Source organism: Bacillus sp. COPE52 (assembly GCF_003355115.1).
In the GTDB taxonomy this organism is placed as follows: domain Bacteria; phylum Bacillota; class Bacilli; order Bacillales; family Bacillaceae_G; genus Bacillus_A; species Bacillus_A toyonensis.
On record NZ_CP031292.1, the window covers coordinates 3563665 to 3589223 of the forward strand.

Genomic DNA, 25559 nt, shown 5'->3' on the forward strand with positions numbered 1-25559 from the left:
CTAAAAATAGTTTCTTTCTTCTGAAATATTAGGAAACTTATTTCAATTGTTTTACAATGAAACTAGTGAATACGAAAGGGGAAAGAAAATTGGAGCAAAAATTATATTACATCGACGCTTATACGAAAGACTTTACTACGAAAATTATAAAGCAAGATTATGATAAAGAAGATAACTTATATGTTGTTTTAAATGAAACGGCATTTTACCCAACAGGCGGTGGACAACCATATGATACTGGCACACTAAATGGTACCTTAGTCACTAATGTTGAAGAAGTAAATGGAGAAATCCGCCACTTCATTGCAGAACAATTAGAAACAGCAGAAGTAGAAGGTAAAATTAATTGGGAGCGCCGTTTTGATCATATGCAGCAACATGCAGCTCAGCACATTTTATCTGCTGCTTTTTGGGATCATTTTAACATACCCACTATCGGATTCCACCTTGGAAAAGATACGGTGACAATTGATTTAGAAACAGAAAATCTTCCTGCAGAAACGATTGAAAAAGCAGTGCAAATTGCCAACAATATTGTTTTTGAAAACCACCCAATCCGTATTCAGTGGATGAACTTAGAGGAAGCGAAAACGTTACCTCTTCGTAAAGAACCGACTTTAACCGAAAATATACGCGTTGTTATTATCGAAAACTTTGATTATAACGGCTGTGGTGGAACTCATCTGAGACGTACAGGTGAAGTAGGTCTTATTCAAGTACTTAATTGGGAGCGCAATAAAGGTGGTATTCGATTAACGTTTATCGCTGGCTGGCGCACACTGAAATTAATGGGACAACAGCAACAAATTATGAAAGATGTTTCTAAACAATTAAATAGTAGCGAAACTGATATTCCAGCAAAAGTAGCACAGCTTCTTATCTCTCAAAAAGAAAACGAAAAAGCGATACAGACAATGAATGAAAAATTATTATTTGCAGAGGCAAATGAACTATTACAACAGCCTGCAGAAATACATGCTGGATTCCTTATTTCTAAAGTATTTATAAATCGTTCTATGCAAGAAGTTGCCAAACTATCTGCTATCATTATAGAACAACAAGAGCATGCAATTACATATTTCGTCATTGAAAATGATGACAAACTACAATGCATCCTCGCTTGTGGAAAAACAGTAACGCTCGATATGAATGCTCTTTTAAAAGATGAACTTCCTGCAATTGAAGGAAAAGGTGGCGGAAATAAAAAGAGCGCTCGCGGTGGTGGGAAAGCGATTATGAGCGGTGATGAGTTTTTACATCAGCTTATTTCTTCTTTACAATCTGCAGTGTAAAACATTTCTTAAGGAGATGTCGTCTAGCGAAATTTCAAACTAGGGACATCTCCTTATTTTTTGCTTCATACATAGTAATACGATAAATGAAATTTCAGGAACGACATTTTGACTTTATCAATCATAACTTACCATATATCGACGATTCGACAAGAAATATCGATTTACCGAAAAAAGCAATATTCAAAGTAGTTTATATTTACAAGCCAATATTTTGTTTTAAACCTTGGTAACTTCCTGCATTCAGAAATTTTTCAGATGCAAGTTTAGTAAATTTCTCAGAGAAACCATAACTACTTAATTCTTCTATTCGCACCATTTGTACATCCTGAATTGGATTATGATCAAACTCGTTAGAAGGTAAAGTGATTTCACCTTCCATCCTTTCAAGCAGAAATGTAATATGTAATAAAGACGGGAGAGCATCTGGTTTATCACAAACATACAATAAATTCTTAACCTTAACATCTAATCCCGTTTCTTCTTTCATTTCTCGAATCATCGCTTCTTCTAACGTTTCACCATTCTCTACCCTTCCCCCAGGTAAAGACCAATCCCGATTAGCAACTTTTTGCTTTACTAGCAATACCTTTTCGCTTTCAATTAAAATTCCAGTAACACGAACTTGCATTACATTTTCCATATGTAATCTCCTCTTCCTATTACATTTACAAATTAATCCTTCCACAAAAAGAACGTACGTTTTATAATTAAAGAAAATTATGGAAGAAAGAAGTTGTTACATTCATGCGTCCACCTTTAACAAAGTCTATATCTCTTGAAGATTTCCAAAACTATTATTGGTTGAAAGCTGAACTACAAATATTTTGTCGTGAGTATGATTTACCAGCTAGTGGCTCTAAGATCGAAATAAGCGGTCGTATCTCACATTATTTAACTACAGGTAAAGTATTAAAAAACAGTTCTCATCAAAAGGTGAGTAAAGCTTCCCTATCCAATAAAGATCTTTCCCTGCAAACGATTATCACTGAAAATCATCGATGTAGCGAAGATGTACGTGCTTTTTTTAAAGAAAAAATTGGAGAAAACTTCCGCTTTACAGTAGCTCTTCAAAAGTTTTTTAAAGAAAATATCGGAAAAACATATGAAGACGCTATAACGTTTTGGTATGAGGAAAACGAACGTAAAAAAGACCCTACGTATAAAACAACTATTGGTACACAGTTTGAATACAATCGTTTTACTCGCGATTTTTTTGAAGATCCAAATAACAAAGGAAAATCAAAAGCTGACGTTATCGCTGCTTGGAACGAAATAAAAGTAAAACCTGGTAGCAATGCCTATATTCCTCAAAAAGTAGAAAACTAGTTATCTTGCTAGTCTTCTACTTTCTCAAATAATAGAGCAAGTCCTATTCCGCCCCCAATTCCTAATGTCGCCATTCCATATTTCATAGAATCTCTTTTTGCCTGATAAAACAAACGTGTCACAAGCATAGCGCCAGATGCACCGTACGGATGCCCGAGCGCAATTGCACCACCATTCACATTGAGCTTCTCATATGGAATTTGTAATTCCTTTGCACAAGCAACAATTTTCGAAGCGAACGCTTCATTCATCTCAATACAATCAATATCTTCTATTGCTAAATTCATTTCTCTAAGTAGTTTTTGCACAGCAAATATCGGACCAGTTCCCGGGAGGTTTGGATCCACTCCAACTACAGCACTGCGAACGAAACGAAGAACTGGCTTATATCCTAATTTTCGAGCTTGCCCCTCTTCCATTACAAGTACAGCACACGCCCCATCATTTACACCACACGAATTCCCTGCCGTCACCGTTCCATTTTGTAAAAATGCAGGTTTTGTTCTCTTAATCATTCTTTCATACTGCATTTCTCGCTTTATTACTTCATCTAGTAATCCATTAAGTGACAATACTTCATCTTGTATATATCCATTTTCTAATGCTTGTAGCGTCCGCTTATAACTTAAGCAAGCGTACTCATCTTGCATTTCTCTCGTTATGTTATAACGCTCTGCAACAAATTCAGCCGCTACTCCCATATCAGGATCACCTATTGTTTCAGGTGAAAATCGCGCTCTATTTTGAAAAGGTGACGTACTTGTACTCTCTACTCCCCCGGCGATATAGCACTTACCTGCCCCACCTTGAATGAGATGACACGCGGTACGAATCGCTTCTAAACCAGCACCACATTGCCGATCAATCGTTACACCAGGAATATGATAACTAAGTCCTGCTTCTAAAACAGATAATCTTGCAATATTACCCCCTGGTCCAACAACATTCCCTAATATAACATCGTCTATTTCCCTCTCAATTCCTTTACCTAGAAATGAAAGAAGTGGTGCTACTAATTGCTGAACTTCATAGTCTTTCAATATCCCATTCTTCTTACCAATGGGCGTTCTTTTCGCCTCTACAATAACTGCTCTATTCATGTATCTTCTCCTGATTTCTAACTATACTTTCGGCTGCAATGCGGGCTACTTTCCCGCTATTTGTATAAGGTATTTCATCTACAAAATACCATTCTTTCGGTATTTTAAAAGAGGATAATCTCTGTAAGCAAAAGCTCTTTAATTGTTGCTTCGTAGCACTTCCTTTTACGATAGCGACAGGCTTTTCACCCCAATAACTATCTTTTACACCAACAACAACAATTTCTTCAACAGCTTGATGCGTATATAACACACTTTCTATCTCTTCTGGATAAATATTAATTCCACCAAATAGAATCATATTTTTCTCTCTACCAACTATATATATAAACCCTTCCTCATCTTGATAGCCTACATCATGTACTGTCATCCAGCCCTCTTCAGTTAGCTCTGGAACTAAAACACCATCTAATATGTATCCCATAAAAAACTGATCACTTTTCACATAAACTGTTCCTATCTCACCTAGCTGTACTTCTTCTCCTGCTTCATTACATATTCGAACTTGCACATTATGACAGGGTTTCCCTACTGAATTTGGCTTTTTTTCACTCTCATCATCGACTAATGCTGTTACAAAACTTAGTTCCGATGCACCGTAAAATTCGTATTTTTTTGCATAAGGAAATATACTCTTTATTTTTTCTTTCGCTTCAGCTTCCCATTTTGCTCCTGACGAAATAATTTTCATCTTATTTTCTATTATTCTATTTTCTTTATATAAAGACTCCAGCATTGTTGGTACTGTATACATGACCGAAATATTTTCAGTCTCTAACTTATCCAACACTTGATCTGGAATAAACTTTCTCATAACGTGCACCGTTTGTCCTTCATATAATGCACTTATTGCGCCGTATAAGAAAAGAGAGTGAACGAGCGTTCCAGCTATTAAAATAGAATCCTCCTTTCTCATATGAAAGTCATGTACATTACAATCAAAACTATGAACCCACGATTGTTGTGCACGCAAAAATGCTTTTGCCTTTCCAGTCGATCCTGATGTAAACCCCATATAAAAAGGGGCATTTTGTACATTTTCTCCGAGATAATCTCTAGGAAGGTAGTTCTCTATTATTTGTTTCCATTCATCAATTGCAAATACTCTTCTTTCTTCATCTAAAATATCATTTAACTTATACCCTTCCGTCACAACCATATCCGAATTACTAATTGCTAGTCTTTCTTTTAGCTCATCCTTTTTCCATTTCACATCTAATGGTACACAAACCCACCCAGCCATAGCAGCACCCGCAAATAGTTGTAAAAACTCCATACGATTTTCTAATACAATTGCTATTGTTTTATTCTTCGATTCTGTTACGCGCAACCAGTTTGCTACTTTACAAACTGATTCAAACCACTCTTTATATGTTAAAGCTCTATCATTTTCCTTTATCGCTATTTTATTCGGTTGTAAAGAGGCATGCTTTTTATATTCTTTTATAATCCCCATTTGAGATGTCCTTTCTTTACAAAATAACAAAAAGAAACACGTAATGAACGTGTTTCTTCTCTTTATCATCCCGCATTTGTATATTTTTCATTCTTTAAAGCGGGCGTAATAATGTGTTTCAATGAACGATGTAATTTTGTCACGAGAATTGCTGCAATAATTGCTTTTATGCAATCCCCTGGTAAAAACACAGCACTCACTTTCATTGTCTCCCATACAGAAACATCCATTAAGAAAGCTTGTACAGTAATGCCAAATACGTAAACTACGAAAATACCACCAATTATATTAATACATAATACTTTTATAATAGAAACTTCACGTAAACGCTCAATTAAATATCCAATTACAAACGCTCCAACGATATAACCAAGTAAATATCCTGCACTTGGTCCAACAAATACACCTGGACCCCCACGTCCACCCGCAAGTAATGGTGCTCCAACTCCAACTATAAGTAAGAAAACGAGCTGACTTAATGCCCCAAGACGTGATCCTAACAGGCCACCTGCAAGCATAACACCAAGTGATTGTAATGTAATCGGAACTGGTGTGATAGAAAGAGCAATTGGAGGTATTAACCCTAACACTCCCATAATAGAACTAAATAAAGCGACGAAAACTAAATTTTTTGTATTCATATTTACTTCTCCTATTTGTAAACTTAAAATCGTTTTTAGATAACATATTATAGGAGTTATATTATCTTCCTACTTTTCTTTTGTCAACCATAAATTAATGTAAGTTTACAAATGACAATTCTGTTATTTCTCTTTATGCAAATGCTCAAGTTCTTTTCGAAGTGCCTGTTTTAAAAACTTTCCAACAGATGTTTTCGGTATTTCTTCCATAAATACAATATCATCTGGTAACCACCACTTCGCAAACTGCGGTTTTAAAAACTCATATATTTCTTCTTTTGTAACCGTACTATTTTTCTTTTGAACAACGCAGGCAACTGGGCGTTCTTGCCACTGCGGATGAGGAATTGCAACGACAGCCGCTTCAAATATAGCATCATGTGCCATTAAAGCATTTTCAAGATCGACTGAAGAAATCCACTCGCCCCCGCTTTTAATAACATCCTTCGTACGATCAACAATTTTCACGCAGCCTTCCTCATCAACTGTAACGACATCGCCAGTATATAACCAACCGTCACGGAATCCTTCGGCAGTACGATCATCGTTATAATAGCTTTCAGCGATCCAAGGTGCTCGTAAACATAATTCTCCCATCTCCGTACCATCCCACTTCACTTCACCATTTGTACCGACTACTTTCATCTCTACACCAGGTACAAGATATCCTTGTTTGGAGCGGATTTCTAATTGCTCTTCATATGATAATTCTGTTTCATAACTTTTTAAACGTGCAAGCGTTACGAGTGGACTCGTTTCAGTCATACCATATGCATGTACGAAAGGAACATTATATTTTTGCTCAAATGCTTTAATAACGCTTTTCGGTGCAGCTGCACCACCGCATAATATTCTCGTTATACTAGATAAATCGTAACTATTATTTTCTAACTCTTGTAATACACCGAGCCAAATTGTCGGCACACCTGCTGCTATCGTTACTTTTTCAGCTTGAATCATTTCTAATAAAATTTTTGGCGTAAACATCGGTCCTGGAAGAACTTGTTTTGTTCCAAACCAAGTAGCAGCGAAAGGAAGCCCCCAAGCGTTCACATGGAACATCGGTACAATTGCCATCGCCGCATCACTTTCCGATAAAGCAGCTGTATCCGCTAAACCAAGTGCCATACAATGCAATACAGTACTACGATGCGTATATACAACACCTTTTGGGTTTCCTGTAGTCGCTGACGTATAACACATACCAGCAGGTGTATTTTCATCAATATCTTTTACAAATTGGAAATTTGGATCGCCTTCTTCTAATAACTTTTCATAATGATATACAGGTTCTAGCGTAGTATTTGGAAGTTCATCTTTATCAGTCATAATAATGTAGGCTTGTACAGTTGATAATTGTGATTGAATATTTTCAACGAGTGGTACGAGATCTTCATCTATAAGTAGAATGCGATCTTCTGCGTGCTGAATAATGTATGAAATATGTTGAGGAGATAAACGAATATTAATTGTGTGTAAAACGGAAGCAATACCTGGAATAGCAAAATACGCCTCCACATGTCGATGATGATTCCACGCTAACGTTCCTATACGCTCGCCTTCTTTTATTCCTAATTTTTTTAGCGCACTTGAAAGTCTTCTCGTCCTTTCCCCTAACTGCTTATACGTTAACGTTGTAACTGTATCATGTGTCCGTGAAACAATTTCTTTCTTCGAAAACAGTCTCTCTGCTCTTTCCATCATAGAACTAATTGTTAGCGGTACATTCATCATCATATTGTTTACAGCCTCCCTTTAAAGCGTTTTCATTTTCGTATATTATAACAGACTTCTACAAATAATTACGATATTTTTCTGTATTTTCTGAATTATTTCTTTGGAAATAATTCAGAACAATAAAAAACATGTTTTGAATACAATGATCCAAAACACGTTTTTCTCTTGCTTATAAACTATCTACCTTTTTTCTTACTTTCTTTTTGAGTTTAAAGATAAAACGATTACTATATTCTTTATTTTCTACTAAAATTCGATACGTCTCTAACACGCCTAACACACGAACAAAAAGATAAACTCCAATAGCAATAAGTACAACACAATAAGGGTAATACTGCACGAGCTCTCCTGACGTGATTCGTTTTTTCTCAAATAAAAATGGTATTGCTCCTGCTGCGATAAAACAAAATCCAACGATCACTACTGCTGCATACTTCTTCTTAATAGTCGCATATCTTTTTGTCAATTCTTTTAGAAAGTTTTGATCAAACAGTAATTCTTCCTTTTTTAATACATTGTATCGACTCTCTTCTAGTGTTACAGGTACCATCATTGCTCCAATTCCAAGGACCGCAATGATAATGACAAGGAATGTAGACAGTGTTGCATTTTCTTTAAATAATAAATACGGTATTGTAGATAAAATAAGCAAGCTAAATCCTAATGCGATATATTTAGAAATTTTTTGTCCATACACTACATACCCTTCCGCCATTTCCTTACTTACATAATAACCATTTTCCTTTTCATTACTTTGCTCGGCAGTTTCTTTTAATAAGTAATCAAGAGAGACTTCAAATACATTTCCAATCATTATTAACTTTTCAGTTTCAGGAAAACCTTGACCGTTTTCCCATTTACTAACTGCTTGCCTTGTCGTGTTTAGTTTCTCAGCTAACGCTTCTTGAGAAAGGCCCTTTTCCTTTCTTAATTTAAAAAGCTTTTCACCAAATCCCATATGTGTGTCCCCCTTTATTTTCTTAACTAAATTGTATGTAAACATTGTCTTTATCTCTATCTTCCTGCGGTTGCACTTTGTCAACTTACGGTTGCGATCATGTTATATAGAGGTTTTCTATACGATTTAGCTAGTTTTCTTCTATAATTGTGATATTAAGAAACACAATAACTTTCAATAACCAATTATAACAATTAAAGGTAATTATTGTTATAAAAAAATAAAAACCCCCTTATTAAATTAAAGGAGTTTTCAATATAAAATATTTCATTGATTCATATATCTTTCCCTAGATATACAATATCTTTTCGTATCACGATACTTACCTTTAATGAACAAATCCTTTTGAATTGTACATTCGTATTCCATATTCAAACGTTTCATTAATTTTTCAGATGCTTCATTTTCTGAATTACATCCTGCTTCAATACTATTAAGACGTAACTCATTAAAACCATAGCTAAAAAAAGCTGACGCCGCCTCAGTAGCTAATCCTCTACCCCCATATTTTCGTGATAAGGCGTATGCAATTTCCGCTTTATGTTCAATTACATCATATTTTATAAATCCACAAGTCCCTATGAGTTTTTGTTCCTCTCTTAATACAATTCCAAGGGGGGCTACTTTTTCTTTTTCATATTGACTCACAATTTCTTCTATATATTTTTGTGTGTCATGTAACGATTGATGAGCATCCCATACAGTATACGTTGACATTTCTTTATCTGAGGCATACTCATATATATGTAAAATATCACTCATATTAATTCTCCGTAATATAAGATGTTTCGTATACAACGCTGGATATGACCACCTCTCAACAATCATAACGGCTTCTGCTTAAACTTTTCATAATTCCGTACCTTCAATGAAAGGATATTCCCGCAATCTGTACAAATATAAGCATCTACTGGTGAAGATGTGAACATCGTTTCCTTTTTCCGTATTTGTGCATAACCGATAAACTCACCTTCTCCTATGTTTTGAGAGCCGCAATTAGGGCATGTCTGCACGTCTTTCTGTTTCATGAGAGCACCACCTTTAATCTGTTTCCACTTCCCTTCGACAGTTCACTTCCATTTCCCTTCCAAAAAACCTCTTATTCTCTTACATTTCAACAGGAATCTCAGAATAAAAATCGTATATGTACTATGAACTATATTAATTGACGGAGGAATCTTATGAGTATGATTATGACATTCAATGTAGCACAAGAAATTGAAAACGCAGAAATAGATATGCTCTCTTCTAGATTAGCGCTACTACAAGCAATAAGCGGAAATCCAATGCAAATACAAATGAAAAATTTCGGGAGTGCCACTGCCTTTTCATCAAAAGTAATTACTGGTCCTGCTTTTAATACAGTAAAAGGCATTACATATACAAATACAGATGCGATAGATGAAATCATCTCTTATTATGAATCACTACAAATCCCTTGCCGTTTTGAAATTACACCAGCGCAAGGTACAGCTGAACTATTTCAATACTTATCAAAAAAAGGTTTTTATCAATCTAGCTTCCATACCGCTTTATATAGTATACCGAAAGAAGATCCATCCCTTATTCCTTCTAACATTTCAGTGCGCCAACTAAAAAAAAATGAATTTGATATTTTTGCAGACATATATGTACGCGGATTTAATATGCCTTCCTTTACAAAGGATGGTGTACGTCAAAATAACGAAATTCTTTACAATGAACCAGGCTGGTATTTTTTCATAGCAGAAGTTCAAAATATTCCTGCGGGCATTGGTGTCCTATATATAAATAAGGGAATTGCATCATTAGCTGCTTCTGCTACTTTGCCAGAATTTCAGCGTATAGGCTGTCACACTACATTAATTCAAAAAAGAATTGAGGCAGCTATTAAATCCGATTGTAATTTAATAATTGGACAAGCAAGGTTCGGTAGTAGTAGTCAAAATAATATGGAACGCGCTCATTTGAAAATCGCTTATACAAAATCAATATGGACTGCAAAAGACATGTAATTAACATTCTTTCTCTTTCCATTACAATTTTATACATTGTTTGACAATTCCTTTTCTATCCTATTAATCATTTGAATATTCAAACTATATTTCTTACGCTATTATTAGATACATCATTCAACTTGCAATATGAAAAGAGAATTCTAATCAAACTACAAGGAGGAGAAATGTATGACAAAGCATGATCATGGTTTAAAAGAAAAAGTAGAAGGTGCCATTGATAAGGTAAAAGGTGAAGTAAAAGAAGTTGTCGGGAAAGTAACGGATAACAAAAAATTACAAGCCGAAGGAAAATGGGATAAAATAAAAGGCAATGCAAAAAGCACTGTCGGTAATGTAAAAGAAAAAGCACACGAGTATAAAGAACATAAAGAAGACAAATAAAAAAAGAGCCATTCGGCTCTTTTTTTATTTCCCTTCATTCTTCTCTAACACATACAAATCTTCTTCAATATTCGTTAATTTCTCGCTTACAAGCTTTCTTGCATCTCCAATTGCTTGATTATAGGCAAATGGACCAACTAATTTTATCATTTCTTCTATTAAACGTTCTGCTTGGAAACGTCCAATTTCATCTAAATCTTCTTCCATGAAGAATTGCTGAATTTGTGCTACAAGCTCTTCTTTTTTATCATTTGGTATTTTTATATTCATCATCATTTGTTACTCCTCTATATTTAAGATACTATTTTTCTTAACTCTACCATAGAAAAACGATTTCCAGGACAACTTTTTGTTACTCCTACTAGCTCCCTATGACCTAGTATATTTTCCTTCTTTATAGCAAACTGTTTCATAAACATTTTACATAAAGAATATAATGCATTCATTTGTGCAGTAGTTGGATCATACTTATCAAAATTACCCGTCATACATATTCCAATTGTATCTCGATTATTGTCTTTCGCATGTGCTCCAATATGTAACCCTCTTCCTTCAATTACCGTTCCGTCCTCTTCAATAAAATAATTGTAACCAATCCCGCTCCACCCTCTTACAGTTTGATGAAATTCATGTGTTTTATACACATCCCATCCATCTTCTGACGTATGGTGAATAATAAGTTTATTTACTTTCCCTAAAGGAACTAACTCATCTTGAAATATTAAATTTACACATTTAATTTCCATATGAACTTCCTCCTCTTAAAAATCGATCATAATAATTGTCTTATCATCTGGCCTTATTCTCTTTTTCCCTTCTAACTCTTCAATGATTGCTACGTATTCGTTTATACTATTCTTTCTTATATATGCAACAGTTTGTTCGAGTGACCAATCTGGATGAAATAACCCATCTGAACAAATAAAAATCCCACTCACTTCATCTATATGTAATTCACCGTGTTGTAAATAATGGATGGCTTCTTTCATTCCGTTTGCAACGGAATACCCGCCCTCCATATTTGCAAGATAACGGTTGTATTTTAACTGTTCTCGAACATCTTGAAAAACATGTTCTTCTGGCACAAATAAACCTTTTTTACGATCTTCTTCTCTCTTCTTTTTAGCTCGTTTACTAATTCCTTTAACTGTGTCTTTCGTTACTACTTGCATCGTTCCATTTTGAAGAATTGCAACGATCATACAGTCCCCTAACTGCGCATATTCAATTTTCTCACCATTTATTTGAACTGCTGCAATACATGTACACCACAAATGCTCTTTTTTTCTCGTATCAACCTTATATTCTAGCATCTTGTTCTGCAATAACTCATTTGCTCTTGCAACTGCGACTTGTAAACTAAGATTTTCCCGTAATGAAGTAAAATGTCTTGCAAATAAATGTGAAGCGATGTATGCTCCATTATGTTCCTTTTCGTCACGAAACGGAACGAGCGGTGTTGCACCATCACATACACCATAAATATTTTTGTCTTCATTACAAAAATAAGAATCCTCACACTCTTGCTTCAACGGGCTTTTTTGTTGATAAGTCGTTATCCTCATTTCTGTATCCCCTTTCAAATTACAAAACAATCAAATTGTTTCGATTAATCTAATTTTCCGAAATAAACTGTTTTTACCCAAAACTTTCAATATCATATATAATCTTGAAATAATATGAATTTTTTAGTGAAGGACGGGAAAAAGATGATCAGATTTCTCGGTGTTATTATTGGTTCTTTTATTATTGCGATTGCCTTTAATCTTTTCCTTATCCCCCACAAAATTTTAAGTAGTGGAATTGGCGGAATTGCTATTATTTTAGGGATTGTAACTCCTGTAAACACAGGTATTATTAACTTCGTATTAAACTTACCTATCCTTATTTTAGGATACATAGGTCTTGGAAAAAAAGTAATTTTTAACACAGTTATCTCTGTAATTGTATTATCTGTTGCATTATACTACGTTCCAGTAAAAATCGTAGCAACAGATCCACTTTTATCATCTATCTTCGGAGGTGTTATTGCCGGAGCTGGTATTGGTCTTGTTTTTAATTGTAATGGATCCACTGGTGGATTTGATATTATCGGTATGTTGTTATCTCGTAAACGTGACATTAAACTTGGTGGATTCCTTATTGTTTTAAATGCAGTCGTTGTAGTAATTGCAGGATTCTTCTTCACTTGGGATGTTGCACTTACAAGTTTACTTTCAATTTATGTAACTGGTAAAGTAATTGATGCTGTTCATACGAAACATCGTAAAGTTACACTTATGATTGTAACAAATGAAGCGGAAAAAATGAAAAAACAGCTTCTTTCAACTGTTGTACGTGGTATTACATTACTTGATGGAGAAGGTGCTTATTCAAGCGAGAAAAAACGTGTACTTATGACAGTCGTTTCTCGTGAAGAATTAGCAAGTATGAAACTAACAATTTCTGAAATTGATCCGCATGCGTTCGTTAATATTACAGAAACTGTAGAAGTATTAGGGCTTTTCAGAAGAGGTTAAAGACTAGGTGGGAAGCCACCTAGTCTTTATTTTGCATAAATTCAATTCTATTTCCAAATGGATCAGACACATAAAATCTAATCACATCTGGCCGGGCATGATCATCAATCACTTCAATCCCTTGTTCTATAAGCATTTGCTTAAATTCATTAATTTGAGTCACATAAAAAGCTGGATGTGCCTTTTTAGCTGGTGTAAAATTCTGTTCCACACCAATATGGATTTCTTGATTCCCACACTTAAACCAACATCCACCTCGTTTTTTTAACTCTTCTGGCTTTGGAATTTCTTCCATACCAATTTTTTTACCATAGAATGCACGTGCCTCTTCTTCACACCCTACAGGTGCAGCTACTTGTACATGATCGATTCCTTGAATATAACTTTTCATTTTCTCTCCCCCTCTTCTATTCTAATATTATAAAGAAAACACACCCCTGTAACTTACAAAAACTTTATAAAACAATATAAGCTTCCCTTATTACCACCTTATATTCCTTTTGCAAAAAATAAAGAAAACAAATTTTTTTCTGTAACTTCCATTTTTTATAGAAATACACATTACATCTATATTATAGTTATTATTAGACAAATCTTTTAGATGCTAGTTGTACGGAGGAAATATTATGAGTCGTAAAAAATATTCATCAACTCTAAGAAAACGTCATCCGAACATTTCTGGACGTTTGCGAAACCATATACAAGATCGTTCTTTAGCAGAAATGTACGCATCTCTGTTCGAACATAATCCTGATAGTATTATTTCATTGAATTTAGAGGGAATTATTCTACATATCAATCCTTCTGCAGAAAGAATACTAGGCTACACTTCTTTAGAATTAGAACGGAAAAACATTATCTCTATTTTAGAAGCTCATATTTCTGAGCAAGTATTACAATATATAAAGAATACCGAAGCAGACAATCAGCAAGAGTATATCCTATCTATTTATCATAAAGATGGCTACTTATTAGACGTCGTAACAAAACTAGTTCCTATTTTTGTCCAACATCGTCTAACAGGTGTCTATGCGATTATGAAACCTCTTGAAAAATCAGAAAGAATCGAAAAAATGTTACAAGAAAGCGAGAAAAGATTACGTACATTAATGAATGCAATGCCTGCGTTTGTTATATTTAAAGATCATGAAGGTCGCTGGCTTGAAGCAAATGACTATGCACTTTCCTGCTTTAATTTCCATCATGTACCTTATCACGGGAAAAAGGACAGTGAACTCATCCAATATAATGCAGCGTACCGAGAAGCTTTTTTACACTGTGAAGAAGTAGATGAACTAGCATGGCAGCAAAGACAAATTCTTCACGGGGAGGAATTTATTATACACAGAGATGATTTCGACCTCATCTTAAGTATATCAAAAGTCCCTCTTTATCATCCTGACGGTTCCCGTAAAGGCCTTATCGTGATGGGAAGGGACGTTACCGAGCTAAAAGAGACTGAAAAATTATTACGGAAATCAGAAAAGCTCGCCGTAGTTGGACAACTGACAGCTGGAATTGCCCATGAAATTCGAAATCCACTCACTTCTCTAAAAGGTTTTTTAACATTGCTACTTCCTGAAATAAATGAGGAGAATAAATGGTATGTAGATGTTATGCTAAGTGAAATATCACAAATGGAATCCATTACGAGTCAATTTATGGCGATGTCTAAACCTCAAGTTTTATCCGTTCAAACTTACAACATACAAACTTTAATTGAAGAGGTAGTCACATTTCTTTTACCGACTGCCATCATGCATAGCGTCCATATTATTATGGATCATTTTAACCATAAACATGACATCCAATGCGATGGTAATCAATTAAAACAAGTTTTTATTAACATATTAAAAAACGCAATAGAAGCGATGCCAAATGGCGGTAATATTTTCATTCAAATCAAATCGTTAGACAATAATTTCATCGTAATTCGTATAATTGACGAAGGCTGTGGCATTCCAGAAGATCGTATATCACGTTTAGGTGAACCATTTTATAGTTTAAAAGAAAAAGGTACCGGCCTAGGACTCATGATGTGTTACAAAATAATTGAAGAGCACCATGGTAAATTACACATTTCAAGTGAACTAAACAAAGGTACCATCGTTGATATTCAATTACCACTTTCTTCATCCCATCTTGCAATCCAGTCTTAAATAAAAAAGAAGCATCTGCTAACGATTAGCAAATGCTTCTTTTTTATTTCCTTCTATAATACTGTATTGTCATACCATTCTTTTGCTTTTTCTACTTCACCCATTGTTAATTGATGCCCTCTATTTTCCCAATGCATTGTTACATTAGCGTTTGCATTTTCTAATAACGTCTTCAATTCTTCTGACTCAGAAGGCGCACAAATTGGATCATTTGTCCCAGCTGCGATAAATACCGCTGTTTCTGCTAAATTAGGCAATTGGATTCCTCTTCTAGGCACCATTGGATGATGAAGAACAGCAGCTTTTAACGCATCTTCATAATGGAATAATAAGCTCGCTGCAATGTTAGCTCCATTTGAATAACCGATAGCTATAATGTTATTTCTATCAAATTCATATGTTTTTGCCGCTTCGTTTAAAAATTCATTTAACTCCTTCGTACGGAAAATTAAATCTTCTTCATCAAAAATACCTTCTGCTAATCTACGGAAGAAACGTGGCATCCCATTCTCTAATACATTTCCACGAACACTTAATACCGAAGCTCCCGGATCAATTATTTCTGCAAGTGGTAATAAATCTAGTTCATTACCGCCCGTACCATGAAGTAATAACAACACTGGTTTTGAAGTATCTTTTCCTTTTTGAAAAACATGTTTCATCATAATCCTTTTCCCCTTTCAATTACTTTAATCTAAATTTCTCACTTCAAATGGTAAAAGTGTTTGTTCAATCTGTTTTCTATTTGGTTCATATCGCTCCGGTAACTTTAATTCCTCACCCATCGTCTCTAACGATTCGTCATGAGCAAAACCAGGAGGATCTGTTGCAATTTCAAATAAAATTTCACCGTGTTCTCTAAAATAAATTGCATTAAAATAATTTCGATCTTGTACAGGAGTTACACCGTACCCAAAGCGAGATACATGTTCTCTCCAATCTAGTTGATCAGCATCGTCGCTCGCTCTCCAAGCAATATGATGAACTGTACCAACGCCCATCTGACCGCGTCCAATTGTTGATAATTTTAAATCAATAATATTTCCAATATCAGCAGAAGAACGGAATCGGACAAATTCACCCTCTTCTCCAATTTTCTCAAGACCCATAACGTGTTCTAACAATTCAGCTGTTTTTTGAGGTTGTGCAGATAAAAGAACAGCACCGCCAAATCCTTTAATTGCTACTTCTGGCGTAACTTCTCCAAAAGTCCAATTATTTAATTCGCCTTCTTCTCTTTCAACTAATTCTATATGCAAACCATGTGGATCATCAAATTCTAAATATTGCTCCCCAAATCGAGTCATTTTTGTATATGAAACATCAAACTTTTCTAGTCTACTTTCCCAAAACTCCATTGCACCTTTTGGTACGACATATGAAGTAATGCCTACTTGACCGTCTCCAATAATTCCTTGGCGAGCACCTGCCCATGGGAAAAACGTAATAATTGTTCCAGGTTTTCCTCCTTCATTACCAAAATAAAGATGGTATGTACCTGGATCATCAAAATTCACTGTTTGTTTCACTAAACGTAATCCTAATACACCAGCATAAAAGTCTACATTTTCTTGTGGATGCCCTACAATTGCTGTAATATGATGAATCCCCATTGTTTTCTTTTCCATTTCTGCCACTCCTTTTTTATTTCATTATAAAAATTTGTTTTACATTCAAATTCATTATTCATTTTGTCCATACTGCAAAGTAAAATCCGCTATTATAATTTTACCTCGAATTCGAGATAAACACTTTAAAATTATACAATAACATTCGATCCACTGGAATTATCTCGAATTCGAGATAATTCACAAAAATATATTTGTTCGATTTATAATCATAATAAGTCTTTATTTAGAATACGATTTATCTCGAACTCAAGATTTATTATAAGTTACTTACTTTTCATTGTCAATCAGTTCCTTATTTAAATTATTGTTCTCTTGATTAACTTTATTATCGAATAAAAAAGTCATACAAATGTATGACTTTTAACACATATATTTTATCTCCTATTTACTATAGGGAACAATTCTGACAGCGGTACAATTCCTCCTCTTTCATCCTTAAATATAATATGCTCCCTCGTTAAATGGCGCGGGCTTTTCACCCCCGCTGCTGCCGCTAATGAAAACAGACTATATCTCATACTAATAATGTAATTCATCACTCGCCATTTCTTCTCATACGGATCTAACGCTTTTTGGTAGTGCGGATTCGTCGTTGCAACCCCAGATGGACACTGTCCGGAATTACATTGAAGCGCCATAATACAGCCGCTCGCCATCATAAATCCGCGGGCTGAATTTACAGCATCCGCTCCAATTGCTAAAGCAATTGCCACCTTATCCGGTGTTATTAACTTCCCAGAAGCAAACACTTTGAATTTATCACGGACACTATAATGATTCGCTGTATCAATAAATGTAAGTAATGCTGGAATAAGCGGCAGTCCCATACTATCTGCCATCGATTTATACGTTGCCCCTGATCCGCCTTCTGAACCGTCTATTGTAATAAAATCTGGATAAATGTTTAATTCTTTCATTGTTTTTATTAAATCTTCCAAAGGCTCCTGCTGACCAATTACAATTTTCATCCCGACTGGTTTACCACCACTTTCTTGCAACTGCTGAATAAAAGAAAGTGTATCCACTGCATTATTTAAAAATGAAAATCGATTCGGCGAATTAATTGTCTCTCCTTCTCGTACATTCCTAACAGAGGCAATTTTCTCATTTACTTTTTGTCCCTCTAGATGACCACCACGTATTTTCGCACCTTGCGCAAATTTTAATTCGAATGCCTTGATATTATTTTCTTTCGCTTTCTCCATAAATTTCTCCATTGAAAAATTGCCATTCTCATCACGGTATCCAAATAATCCAGGGCCAATTTGTGCAACGATATTCGCACCTGTATGTAAATGTTCTGGAATTACGCCACCTTCTCCAGTATTAATCCACGATCCGCCTGCCATTTCCGCACCAAAACCGCTCGCTAAAATATAATTCTCTCCAATCGCACCGTAAGATGTCGCTGATGCTCCAAACATTCCATGTAATTCCCATTGGTATTTGCGATTTTCACCGACTATAATTGCATCGTCATCTTCATATAACCAAAGATTTGTTGTATCCGCTGTCAATTTCTCTCTTCTTGAAAATAACCCTTCTTTATGAATCACATATTTTTTCCCCTCACGTTCTTGCCTAAGATTCACACTTAATTCATCTGTTAAAATTGGAAACAATGTATTCGCAATATAATAGCCCGATGCATCAAAATCTCGTTTCGATCCAAAACCAAGTATTTCAGAACGATATTTCGCTAAAAACATAACACTTTGAAAATCGTAACGTGAAAAAGGTTTTCCATCCGTATCATGATCAAACCAATATTGCCGAAATTCCGGCCCTATCTTTTCAAGTAAATAGCGCATTCTCCCTAAGTATGGATGAAGTTTTAATATAGAGTGATGCGTTCTTTTTTTTATAAAAAATGTAATAATAAAAAATACGATTAAAAGCAACATCAAAAAAAGCAATATACTAATAATAACGAGTAGCGTTTCACTCATCCCGCTTCCCCCTATGAAATTCCATAATAAAAGGAGAACACTTTATATGTTCTCCTTTTATCTTTATTCACACTAATGTAGCAAGATGCTCTTTCGCGTCATATTCAACTAAACTTTCAGCATGTTTAATTCGATGAACAAAATCTGGATTAGCGATTAATGGTCTTCCGAATGCCGCTACATCAATCGTTCCTTCTTGCAACGCTTCTTCAGCCTCTTTCGGATTTAAATTACCAACCCCAACAATCGTACCATCCCAATATTTTCTTACTAATTGATGAAAATTTTTGCCATCAGCAATCACTTGCGTATAATTCATCGTTGAAGGGTGAATCATCGTTAATCCAACTTCTTTGAACATATTTACAAACGTTTCAATTGCAAGTTCTGGATTTTCCCACATATAAGTAGGATTATCACCTTTGAAAGCAGAGAAGCGCAGAAGTGTTTTATCAGCTCCAACTGCTTCTATTACAGCCTCAGTTACTTCTTTCATAAATGTTAACCTTTTCTTTAAATCGCCGCCATATTTATCTGTTCGCTTATTCGCAAATTCATAAGTAAATTGATCTATTAAATATCCGTGCGCACCGTGAATCTCTACACCATCGAATCCTGCTTCAATCGCATTTTTCGCTGCTTGTGCGTATTGACCAATAACCTCTTTTATTTCTTCTATTGTCATTGCTTCTGGTGTATCAAACGGTTTACGGAAACGCGGAACATTTCCCTCTGCAGCGATTGCTGACGGTGCTTGTGGTAATTGACCGCCAATTATTTCGTGATGGCTCATACGTCCAACATGCCATATTTGAGCAATAATAGTCCCGCCTTCTTTATGTACTGCTTCCGTAACAGGTTTCCAAGAATCTATTTGTGCTTGTGTATACATACCTGGTACCCCTGGGTTCCCTTTTGCTCTTGGGCTAATGACAATTCCTTCTGTAATAATTAACCCAATGCTATCAGCAGCACGCTTGCGATAATACTCAACTACGTCAGCACCAACTACACCCGTTTCACTGTCTGCAAAGCATCTCGTCATCGGTGCCATCGCTATGCGATTACGAAGAGACCAAGACCCAATTTGTATCGGATTAAATAACTTCGTTTCTTCAACGTTTTCAAAAGTTCCACCAGCGTTTATATTCGTTCCTTCATAAATACTTGCGGTTTTATTATTTGAACTTGTCATTTTTCTTCCCCCTAAAAAATTCTTACTATAATTGCATCATACTTACTTTTAAATAGTAGCGTCAATTTATACGACTTTGCCATGAAACATTCGAATATCAAAAAAATAGAATACTCTAAATAAAATTAAAAAGGTTTCCTTAGTAGGAAACCTTTTTAGTTGACCATATATGGCTATCAATTCGTCTATCTCCTTAACATAAAGAATCCCTTATCAATAGAAGTGAAAATGGTTCCGTATTCTTCTAAAAATAATAACTCATATACCTAAAACAATGAAAGCCCTACCTCTCTTTCATCCTTACGGCTCCTCGTCCGTGCCAGTGTGAATCAGGATTGCAAAAATCAAGTAACTATTTTATCGAAGTATTGAATTAAACTTCGAACATTCGTAAAAGAAATTTAAAATAAAAATGGATTTGATTGTAGTAATAACAAAAGAGGTTAATGCTTTAAAAGTGGTTTGAAAGAGTTGAATGTCTTTGAAATGATTAATTGCCTATAATTATGTTCCCAAAAAATTCAAGATCTTTTTTGGGATGCAATACATTATTTGTAATGAACCTTAACAAAAGCTTTTTATTTGATTCTCTGTGATACCTTCAATTAATCCAAGTTCACTAATCAAAAATTCATGTGCGTTATCTAACATTTTCTTTTCGCTTGCATTAAGTGCTTTTTCTTTCTGTATACGCATTAAATCACGCACAACTTCAGCACCTTCTTGCATTTTACCCGTTTTTATTTTATCAGTGTTCACTTTATACCTTTGTTTCCACGTAAGTAATCTATCTGATTCCCCATGCTGAAAAATATCTATTATGTGTATTAATGCCGTGATATCCGTAACTGGTCGTATATTTGAATTCAATATTTTCCCTTCAGGAATCATTATTTCCATATTATTAGCCGACATTTTTATAACATAATATTGTTGTTTTTTTCCTGCGATTTCTTTCTCTTCTATGGCTTTAATTATACCTGCTCCCTGCATTGGATACACAATGTTATCGCCAATTTGAAACAAATAATCCACCTCCATATATGGTAACCTTCTCAAGTTTAACATATATTCATTTTTTTAGCAAAATTTTTATTTTATCATAAAATTATTTCCTGTGTCAATTCATTCAAAACAATTTAATTAATCCACATAATAACACTGCAAAACCGCAATTCCTCCAACTTTTTCATATACACCCATTTTAATTTTACAAACCTCTTACAATACAAAAACACATTACTACAATATAAGTAGTAATGTGTTTTTATAAGACATAGCTAAAAATTCACTTTTAATTTCCAACCTATATACTAACTTGCTTACGAATCGTTTCTCGCGCTAAAAGAAAACTCATAATTACTTGCGCAGCTACTCTGCTCGTCATATCCCTGAAATCAAGAGTTGGATCAATTTCTACTATATCCATCCCTTGCACGAGGGGTTCTTTGCCAAGAAATTCAATCGCATCAAGTAAAGTTGAGCTATCCATTCCTCCAGGGCCAATTGCTGGACAACCTGGCGCGAATGCTTGATCTAGTACATCCATATCAAGAGAAATGTAAATAGAAGTCACACCTTGTTTTCTTAATACTTCAATGCTTTCTGTCATAATATCTTTTATTTCTCTCTCTCGTACATCTTTCATTGTATACACTGTCACACCGTGCTCTTTTGCATATTCATGGTACGCACGTGCATTAGAAAAATTACGAATTCCAATTTGAACGAGTTGTTTTCCTGTAATGACACCATTTTCTAGTAAACTACGGAACGGTGTACCATTTGATGGACCACCATCATCTAAATTACGCAAATCATGATGAGCATCAAATTGAATAATACCGACCTTTCCTTTACTATTTGCAAATCCTGTTATACTCGGAAAACTAATCGAATGGTCCCCGCCAAGAACGATTGGTATCATGTTCGGATTTACTTTCGTTAGATGCCCAACTGTTTTTGCAATTCGGTTATGACTTTCTTTTATATCTGTCACATGCATTGTAATATCACCGCAATCATATAAGACACTTTCTTTCATATCGTGTTCTTCTGTAATTGCATACGTGCTATATGCATCTAACATCGCACGAATTGTTTTTGGAGCAAAACTTGCTCCTGAATGACTAATAGATGGTTTAGAGAGGGGTGCTCCAATTAAGGCAGCACTGAATATTTCCACGCCTTCCTCCCAATCTTTAATCATCTCACTCCATTTCGTCACTTCACGATCAATAAACTTTGCATTTTTCTTTAAATAGTGGCCGTGCTCCACGATTGTTCACCTCTTGTATATGCGATATTACCATTCTTCCATACTGTATTCACATGACTTACGCCGTAATGATACGGTACGTAAGCATAATTGTAAGCATCCCATAAAACTAAATCTGCCTTGCGACCAACTCTAATTTTCCCAGCTACATGGCCTCGATTAATGGCATAAGAAGAGTTAACGGTTACGGCATTCCAAACTTCTTCTGGTGTCATTTTCAGCTTCAGCATTGCGATGCTCATAATAAGCTGAATGTTTTCAGTTGGACAGCTACCTGGGTTAAAGTCTGTAGCTAACGCAACTGCAACACCTTCATCAATCATTTTACGACCGCGAGCAAAGCTTTCTTTATTTAAATAGAAAGTTGTTCCTGGTAATAGCGTTGCTACTGTATTAGAGTTTGCAAGCATTTCAATTCCTTTATCAGAAGCGCCAACTAAATGGTCCGCTGATGCTGCACCAATTTCAGCTGCTGCTTCCGCACCACCAAGAGGGTCGATTTCATCTGCATGAATTTTCACGTCAAAGCCAAGTTCTTTCGCTTTTAATAAAAACTCTTTTGATTCTTCTACAGAGAACACACCTGTTTCGCAGAAAATATCAACGAATTCCGCTAATTGCTTCTCTTTCATTTCTGGCAGTAGGTCTAGCATCCATTGTAAAAATTCTTTTGATCTTCCTTTATACTCTTTCGGAACTGCATGGGCACCTAAAAATGTTGAAACTAAATCGATTGGATGCTCTTTTTGTAATTGTACAGTTGCCTCTAATTGTTTCCATTCCGTCTCATCATCTAATCCGTAACCACTCTTCGCTTCTACAGTTGTCACACCGAAAGATAGCATACGGTCTAAATGGAATTTCGCTTTTTGAACAAGTTCTTCTTTCGATGCTTGTTTCGTTGCATTTACAGTCGAAAGAATGCCTCCACCTTGTTCTAAAATTTCTAAGTACGGAACTCCTTGTAATTTTAGCGCGATTTCATTTTCACGAGATCCACCAAATACAAGATGAGTATGCGGGTCAACAAGACCAGGAGAAACCATTTTACCGCCGCAATCAATAACTTCTTTCGCTTGTATTCCTTTTGCTTCTTCCGCTGTTCCAACGAAAGTGATTACGCCATTTTCAATTCCAACCACACCGTTTTCAATAACAGGAAGCGTGTTCATCGCTTCCCGTCTTAACAAGCCATCTTCTTGATCCATTGTTAGTAATTGACCGATATTTATTAGTAAAGTGTCCAGCATGTTTTCTCCTCCTTATTTCATCATTGGAATGTTAACGCCTTTTTCTTTCGCTGTTTCAACAGCTAAGTCATATCCAGCATCTACGTGACGAACAACACCCATTCCAGGGTCAGAAGTTAATACGCGCTCAATACGTTTTGCTGCCGCTTCTGTTCCATCTGCAACGATAACCATTCCAGCGTGAAGTGAATACCCCATGCCAACGCCACCACCGTGGTGAACAGATACCCAGCTTGCACCGTTTACACTGTTAATTAATGCATTTAAAATTGGCCAATCTGCTACTGCATCACTACCGTCTTTCATCGATTCCGTTTCACGGTTTGGAGATGCTACTGATCCGCAATCTAAATGGTCACGGCCGATAACGATCGGTGCTGATAATTCACCATTCGCCACCATTTCATTAATAATGCGGCCAAACTTCGCACGCTCACCGTAACCTAACCAACAAATACGTGATGGAAGACCTTGGAACTCAACTTGCTGACGAGCCATACGAATCCAGTTACATAAATGTTCATTATCAGCGAACTCACGTAAAATTACTTCGTCTGTTTTATAAATATCTTCTGGATCACCAGAAAGTGCTACCCAGCGGAATGGTCCTTTTCCTTCACAGAATAATGGACGAATAAATGCTGGAACGAATCCCGGGAAATCAAAAGCATTTTTCAAACCTTCATCGAAAGCAACTTGGCGAATGTTATTTCCATAATCAAATGTAATTGCGCCTTTTTCTTGCATCGCAAGCATTGCTTCCACATGTTTTGTCATGCTTTCTTTTGATAATTGTACGTAACGTTCTGGATCTTCTTCACGAAGTTTCGCTGCTTCTTCTAATGTGTAACCTACTGGAATATAACCGTTTAATGGATCATGAGCAGATGTTTGATCCGTAACTAAATCTGGCGTAATATTACGCTTCACTAGTTCTGGTAAAATTTCTGCCGCATTTCCTAATAAACCAATAGAAATCGGTTCTTTCTTCTCTTTATACTCGTTCGCAACAGTTAACGCTTCTTCTAATGATTCTGTATACATATCACAGTATCTCTTTTCAATACGACGATCAATGCTGCGCTTATCAACATCAATAGCAATGACAACACCGCCGTTCATCGTTACAGCAAGAGGCTGTGCACCACCCATCCCACCTAAACCAGCAGTAAGTGTTAATGTACCTTTTAATGAACCACCGAAATGTTGACGAGCCGCTTCACCAAACGTTTCATATGTTCCTTGTAAAATCCCTTGAGTTCCAATGTAAATCCAACTACCCGCTGTCATTTGTCCGTACATCATAAGACCTTTTTTCTCTAATTCACGGAAGTGATCCCAGTTCGCCCATTTTGGTACTAAGTTTGAGTTCGCTAACAGAACGCGAGGTGCATCTTCATGTGATTTGAAGATTGCTACTGGTTTCCCTGATTGAACAAGTAACGTTTCATCGCTTTCTAACGTTTTTAATGAATCTACAATTGCCTGATAGCTTTCCCAGTTACGAGCTGCACGGCCAATTCCGCCATATACAACTAATTCTTCTGGTTTTTCAGCAACTTCAGGATCTAAATTGTTCATTAACATACGAAGTGCAGCTTCTTGAACCCACCCTTTCGTTTGTAACTCCGTACCTCTTGGCGCGCGAATTGTTTGTTTTACTTTTTCCATTTCAATCTCTCCCTTT

At 35.7% G+C, this 25559-nt stretch carries 26 protein-coding genes; 6 read left to right on the top strand and 20 right to left on the bottom strand.

All coding sequences use genetic code 11. The features are described from left to right. Nucleotides 1-89: 89 nt before the first annotated feature. Nucleotides 90-1292, top strand: a complete 1203-nt coding sequence (locus DPQ31_RS17860) for an alanyl-tRNA editing protein (protein WP_208730813.1) — start codon at nt 90-92, stop codon at nt 1290-1292. A 199-nt stretch (nt 1293-1491) separates the two neighbouring features. On the opposite strand, the gene DPQ31_RS17865 is transcribed toward DPQ31_RS17860, so the two are convergent. Continuing rightward, nucleotides 1492-1935, bottom strand: coding sequence for an NUDIX hydrolase (locus DPQ31_RS17865; RefSeq protein WP_000432590.1), 444 nt, complete (start codon nt 1933-1935; stop codon nt 1492-1494). Between the two features lie 104 nt (nt 1936-2039). Between DPQ31_RS17865 and DPQ31_RS17870 the strand changes: the two genes are divergently transcribed. Continuing rightward, nucleotides 2040-2621: a DUF6434 domain-containing protein gene (locus DPQ31_RS17870; RefSeq protein ID WP_001247736.1), complete on the top strand. Its 582-nt coding sequence runs from the start codon at nt 2040-2042 to the stop codon at nt 2619-2621. Nucleotides 2622-2629: 8 nt separating this feature from the next. Here DPQ31_RS17870 and DPQ31_RS17875 read toward each other — a convergent pair whose 3' ends face one another. From DPQ31_RS17875 to DPQ31_RS17905, 7 genes are all read right to left on the bottom strand, one after another. After that, entirely contained in the window at nt 2630-3721 is a 1092-nt protein-coding gene (locus DPQ31_RS17875) for an acetyl-CoA C-acyltransferase (protein WP_070189662.1), read from the bottom strand. After that, a complete protein-coding gene (locus DPQ31_RS17880; protein WP_097958424.1) occupies nt 3714-5177 on the bottom strand; it encodes an acyl-CoA synthetase in 1464 nt (487 codons plus the stop codon). Before DPQ31_RS17880 ends, DPQ31_RS17875 begins: the two co-directional genes overlap by 8 nt. 65 nt (nt 5178-5242) lie before the next feature. After that, nucleotides 5243-5818 carry a biotin transporter BioY gene (locus tag DPQ31_RS17885; RefSeq protein WP_097958426.1) on the bottom strand — a complete coding sequence of 192 codons (576 nt, stop codon included), beginning with the start codon at nt 5816-5818 and terminating at the stop codon, nt 5243-5245. A 123-nt stretch (nt 5819-5941) separates the two neighbouring features. After that, nucleotides 5942-7555, bottom strand: coding sequence for a long-chain fatty acid--CoA ligase (locus DPQ31_RS17890; protein WP_199631906.1), 1614 nt, complete (start codon nt 7553-7555; stop codon nt 5942-5944). A 169-nt stretch (nt 7556-7724) separates the two neighbouring features. Further along, entirely contained in the window at nt 7725-8513 is a 789-nt protein-coding gene (locus tag DPQ31_RS17895; protein WP_000505607.1) for a helix-turn-helix domain-containing protein, read from the bottom strand. Between the two features lie 267 nt (nt 8514-8780). Next, entirely contained in the window at nt 8781-9341 is a 561-nt protein-coding gene (locus tag DPQ31_RS17900; protein WP_142313861.1) for a GNAT family N-acetyltransferase, read from the bottom strand. Then, entirely contained in the window at nt 9338-9541 is a 204-nt protein-coding gene (locus tag DPQ31_RS17905) for a hypothetical protein (RefSeq protein ID WP_000810202.1), read from the bottom strand. The genes DPQ31_RS17900 and DPQ31_RS17905 overlap by 4 nt, the downstream gene beginning before the upstream one ends. A 153-nt stretch (nt 9542-9694) precedes the next feature. Between DPQ31_RS17905 and DPQ31_RS17910 the strand changes: the two genes are divergently transcribed. Together DPQ31_RS17910 and DPQ31_RS17915 are read left to right on the top strand one after the other, a co-directional pair. After that, nucleotides 9695-10507, top strand: coding sequence for a hypothetical protein (locus tag DPQ31_RS17910; RefSeq protein WP_000061814.1), 813 nt, complete (start codon nt 9695-9697; stop codon nt 10505-10507). Nucleotides 10508-10678: 171 nt separating this feature from the next. Further along, nucleotides 10679-10891: a CsbD family protein gene (locus tag DPQ31_RS17915; RefSeq protein ID WP_000160404.1), complete on the top strand. Its 213-nt coding sequence runs from the start codon at nt 10679-10681 to the stop codon at nt 10889-10891. Between the two features lie 24 nt (nt 10892-10915). Here the strand turns inward: DPQ31_RS17915 and DPQ31_RS17920 are convergent, their stop codons facing one another. Genes DPQ31_RS17920 through DPQ31_RS17930 form a run of 3 tightly spaced genes read right to left on the bottom strand, consistent with a single transcriptional unit; the run spans nt 10916 to nt 12456 of the window. Beyond that, the gene (locus DPQ31_RS17920; protein WP_002039315.1) at nt 10916-11167 is read right to left on the bottom strand and encodes a DUF2164 domain-containing protein; all 252 of its coding nucleotides are present in this window, start codon (nt 11165-11167) and stop codon (nt 10916-10918) included. A gap of 17 nt (nt 11168-11184) precedes the next feature. After that, the gene (locus DPQ31_RS17925) at nt 11185-11637 is read right to left on the bottom strand and encodes a peptidoglycan recognition protein family protein (RefSeq protein WP_000402959.1); all 453 of its coding nucleotides are present in this window, start codon (nt 11635-11637) and stop codon (nt 11185-11187) included. Nucleotides 11638-11652: 15 nt separating this feature from the next. Beyond that, complete coding sequence (locus DPQ31_RS17930) at nt 11653-12456, bottom strand: protein phosphatase 2C domain-containing protein (protein ID WP_001223366.1); 804 nt, start codon at nt 12454-12456, stop codon at nt 11653-11655. Between the two features lie 144 nt (nt 12457-12600). Here DPQ31_RS17930 and DPQ31_RS17935 point away from each other — a divergent pair, with 144 nt between their 5' ends. Continuing rightward, nucleotides 12601-13410 (top strand): YitT family protein, encoded by an 810-nt coding sequence (locus DPQ31_RS17935; RefSeq protein WP_000617799.1) that lies wholly within the window; start codon nt 12601-12603, stop codon nt 13408-13410. 19 nt (nt 13411-13429) lie between these two features. Here DPQ31_RS17935 and DPQ31_RS17940 read toward each other — a convergent pair whose 3' ends face one another. After that, entirely contained in the window at nt 13430-13801 is a 372-nt protein-coding gene (locus DPQ31_RS17940) for a VOC family protein (protein WP_000844356.1), read from the bottom strand. Between the two features lie 235 nt (nt 13802-14036). Between DPQ31_RS17940 and DPQ31_RS17945 the strand changes: the two genes are divergently transcribed. Next, on the top strand, nt 14037-15569 hold the full coding sequence (locus DPQ31_RS17945) for a BA3702 family sensor histidine kinase (protein ID WP_016108908.1): 1533 nt from the start codon (nt 14037-14039) through the stop codon (nt 15567-15569). A 53-nt stretch (nt 15570-15622) separates the two neighbouring features. Here the strand turns inward: DPQ31_RS17945 and DPQ31_RS17950 are convergent, their stop codons facing one another. From DPQ31_RS17950 to hutU, 8 genes are all read right to left on the bottom strand, one after another. Continuing rightward, a complete protein-coding gene (locus DPQ31_RS17950; RefSeq protein ID WP_000975464.1) occupies nt 15623-16234 on the bottom strand; it encodes an alpha/beta hydrolase in 612 nt (203 codons plus the stop codon). Between the two features lie 24 nt (nt 16235-16258). Further along, nucleotides 16259-17197: a ring-cleaving dioxygenase gene (locus tag DPQ31_RS17955; protein ID WP_000412734.1), complete on the bottom strand. Its 939-nt coding sequence runs from the start codon at nt 17195-17197 to the stop codon at nt 16259-16261. A gap of 377 nt (nt 17198-17574) precedes the next feature. After that, nucleotides 17575-19149, bottom strand: a complete 1575-nt coding sequence (locus DPQ31_RS17960) for an FMN-binding glutamate synthase family protein (protein WP_208730814.1) — start codon at nt 19147-19149, stop codon at nt 17575-17577. A 67-nt stretch (nt 19150-19216) separates the two neighbouring features. Then, nucleotides 19217-20344, bottom strand: a complete 1128-nt coding sequence (locus tag DPQ31_RS17965; protein WP_000204424.1) for an alkene reductase — start codon at nt 20342-20344, stop codon at nt 19217-19219. Between the two features lie 564 nt (nt 20345-20908). Beyond that, on the bottom strand, nt 20909-21370 hold the full coding sequence (locus DPQ31_RS17970; protein WP_000486323.1) for a CarD family transcriptional regulator: 462 nt from the start codon (nt 21368-21370) through the stop codon (nt 20909-20911). 280 nt (nt 21371-21650) lie between these two features. After that, on the bottom strand, nt 21651-22622 hold the full coding sequence (gene hutG, locus DPQ31_RS17975) for a formimidoylglutamase (RefSeq protein WP_000399860.1): 972 nt from the start codon (nt 22620-22622) through the stop codon (nt 21651-21653). Further along, nucleotides 22601-23872, bottom strand: coding sequence for an imidazolonepropionase (gene hutI, locus DPQ31_RS17980; protein WP_208730816.1), 1272 nt, complete (start codon nt 23870-23872; stop codon nt 22601-22603). The genes hutG and hutI overlap by 22 nt, the downstream gene beginning before the upstream one ends. A 12-nt stretch (nt 23873-23884) precedes the next feature. Continuing rightward, entirely contained in the window at nt 23885-25543 is a 1659-nt protein-coding gene (gene hutU / locus DPQ31_RS17985) for a urocanate hydratase (RefSeq protein WP_000416716.1), read from the bottom strand. Between the last annotated feature and the right edge of the window lie 16 nt (nt 25544-25559).

Bases quoted from the DNA above. Each gene is read 5' to 3' on its own strand.
- DPQ31_RS17915 (WP_000160404.1), top strand. From the start codon at position 10,679: ATGACAAAGCATGATCATGGTTTAAAAGAAAAAGTAGAAGGTGCCATT.
- DPQ31_RS17905 (WP_000810202.1), bottom strand. From the start codon at position 9,541: ATGAAACAGAAAGACGTGCAGACATGCCCTAATTGCGGCTCTCAAAAC.
- DPQ31_RS17925 (WP_000402959.1), bottom strand. From the start codon at position 11,637: ATGGAAATTAAATGTGTAAATTTAATATTTCAAGATGAGTTAGTTCCT.
- DPQ31_RS17900 (WP_142313861.1), bottom strand. From the start codon at position 9,341: ATGATTGTTGAGAGGTGGTCATATCCAGCGTTGTATACGAAACATCTT.
- DPQ31_RS17895 (WP_000505607.1), bottom strand. From the start codon at position 8,513: ATGGGATTTGGTGAAAAGCTTTTTAAATTAAGAAAGGAAAAGGGCCTT.
- DPQ31_RS17910 (WP_000061814.1), top strand. From the start codon at position 9,695: ATGAGTATGATTATGACATTCAATGTAGCACAAGAAATTGAAAACGCA.
- DPQ31_RS17950 (WP_000975464.1), bottom strand. From the start codon at position 16,234: ATGATGAAACATGTTTTTCAAAAAGGAAAAGATACTTCAAAACCAGTG.
- hutU (WP_000416716.1), bottom strand. From the start codon at position 25,543: ATGGAAAAAGTAAAACAAACAATTCGCGCGCCAAGAGGTACGGAGTTA.
- DPQ31_RS17945 (WP_016108908.1), top strand. From the start codon at position 14,037: ATGAGTCGTAAAAAATATTCATCAACTCTAAGAAAACGTCATCCGAAC.
- DPQ31_RS17965 (WP_000204424.1), bottom strand. From the start codon at position 20,344: ATGACAAGTTCAAATAATAAAACCGCAAGTATTTATGAAGGAACGAAT.
- DPQ31_RS17955 (WP_000412734.1), bottom strand. From the start codon at position 17,197: ATGGAAAAGAAAACAATGGGGATTCATCATATTACAGCAATTGTAGGG.
- DPQ31_RS17880 (WP_097958424.1), bottom strand. From the start codon at position 5,177: ATGGGGATTATAAAAGAATATAAAAAGCATGCCTCTTTACAACCGAAT.
- DPQ31_RS17875 (WP_070189662.1), bottom strand. From the start codon at position 3,721: ATGAATAGAGCAGTTATTGTAGAGGCGAAAAGAACGCCCATTGGTAAG.
- DPQ31_RS17960 (WP_208730814.1), bottom strand. From the start codon at position 19,149: ATGAGTGAAACGCTACTCGTTATTATTAGTATATTGCTTTTTTTGATG.
- DPQ31_RS17935 (WP_000617799.1), top strand. From the start codon at position 12,601: ATGATCAGATTTCTCGGTGTTATTATTGGTTCTTTTATTATTGCGATT.
- DPQ31_RS17930 (WP_001223366.1), bottom strand. From the start codon at position 12,456: ATGAGGATAACGACTTATCAACAAAAAAGCCCGTTGAAGCAAGAGTGT.
- DPQ31_RS17885 (WP_097958426.1), bottom strand. From the start codon at position 5,818: ATGAATACAAAAAATTTAGTTTTCGTCGCTTTATTTAGTTCTATTATG.
- DPQ31_RS17890 (WP_199631906.1), bottom strand. From the start codon at position 7,555: ATGATGATGAATGTACCGCTAACAATTAGTTCTATGATGGAAAGAGCA.
- DPQ31_RS17920 (WP_002039315.1), bottom strand. From the start codon at position 11,167: ATGATGATGAATATAAAAATACCAAATGATAAAAAAGAAGAGCTTGTA.
- DPQ31_RS17940 (WP_000844356.1), bottom strand. From the start codon at position 13,801: ATGAAAAGTTATATTCAAGGAATCGATCATGTACAAGTAGCTGCACCT.
- hutI (WP_208730816.1), bottom strand. From the start codon at position 23,872: ATGCTGGACACTTTACTAATAAATATCGGTCAATTACTAACAATGGAT.
- DPQ31_RS17865 (WP_000432590.1), bottom strand. From the start codon at position 1,935: ATGGAAAATGTAATGCAAGTTCGTGTTACTGGAATTTTAATTGAAAGC.
- DPQ31_RS17870 (WP_001247736.1), top strand. From the start codon at position 2,040: ATGCGTCCACCTTTAACAAAGTCTATATCTCTTGAAGATTTCCAAAAC.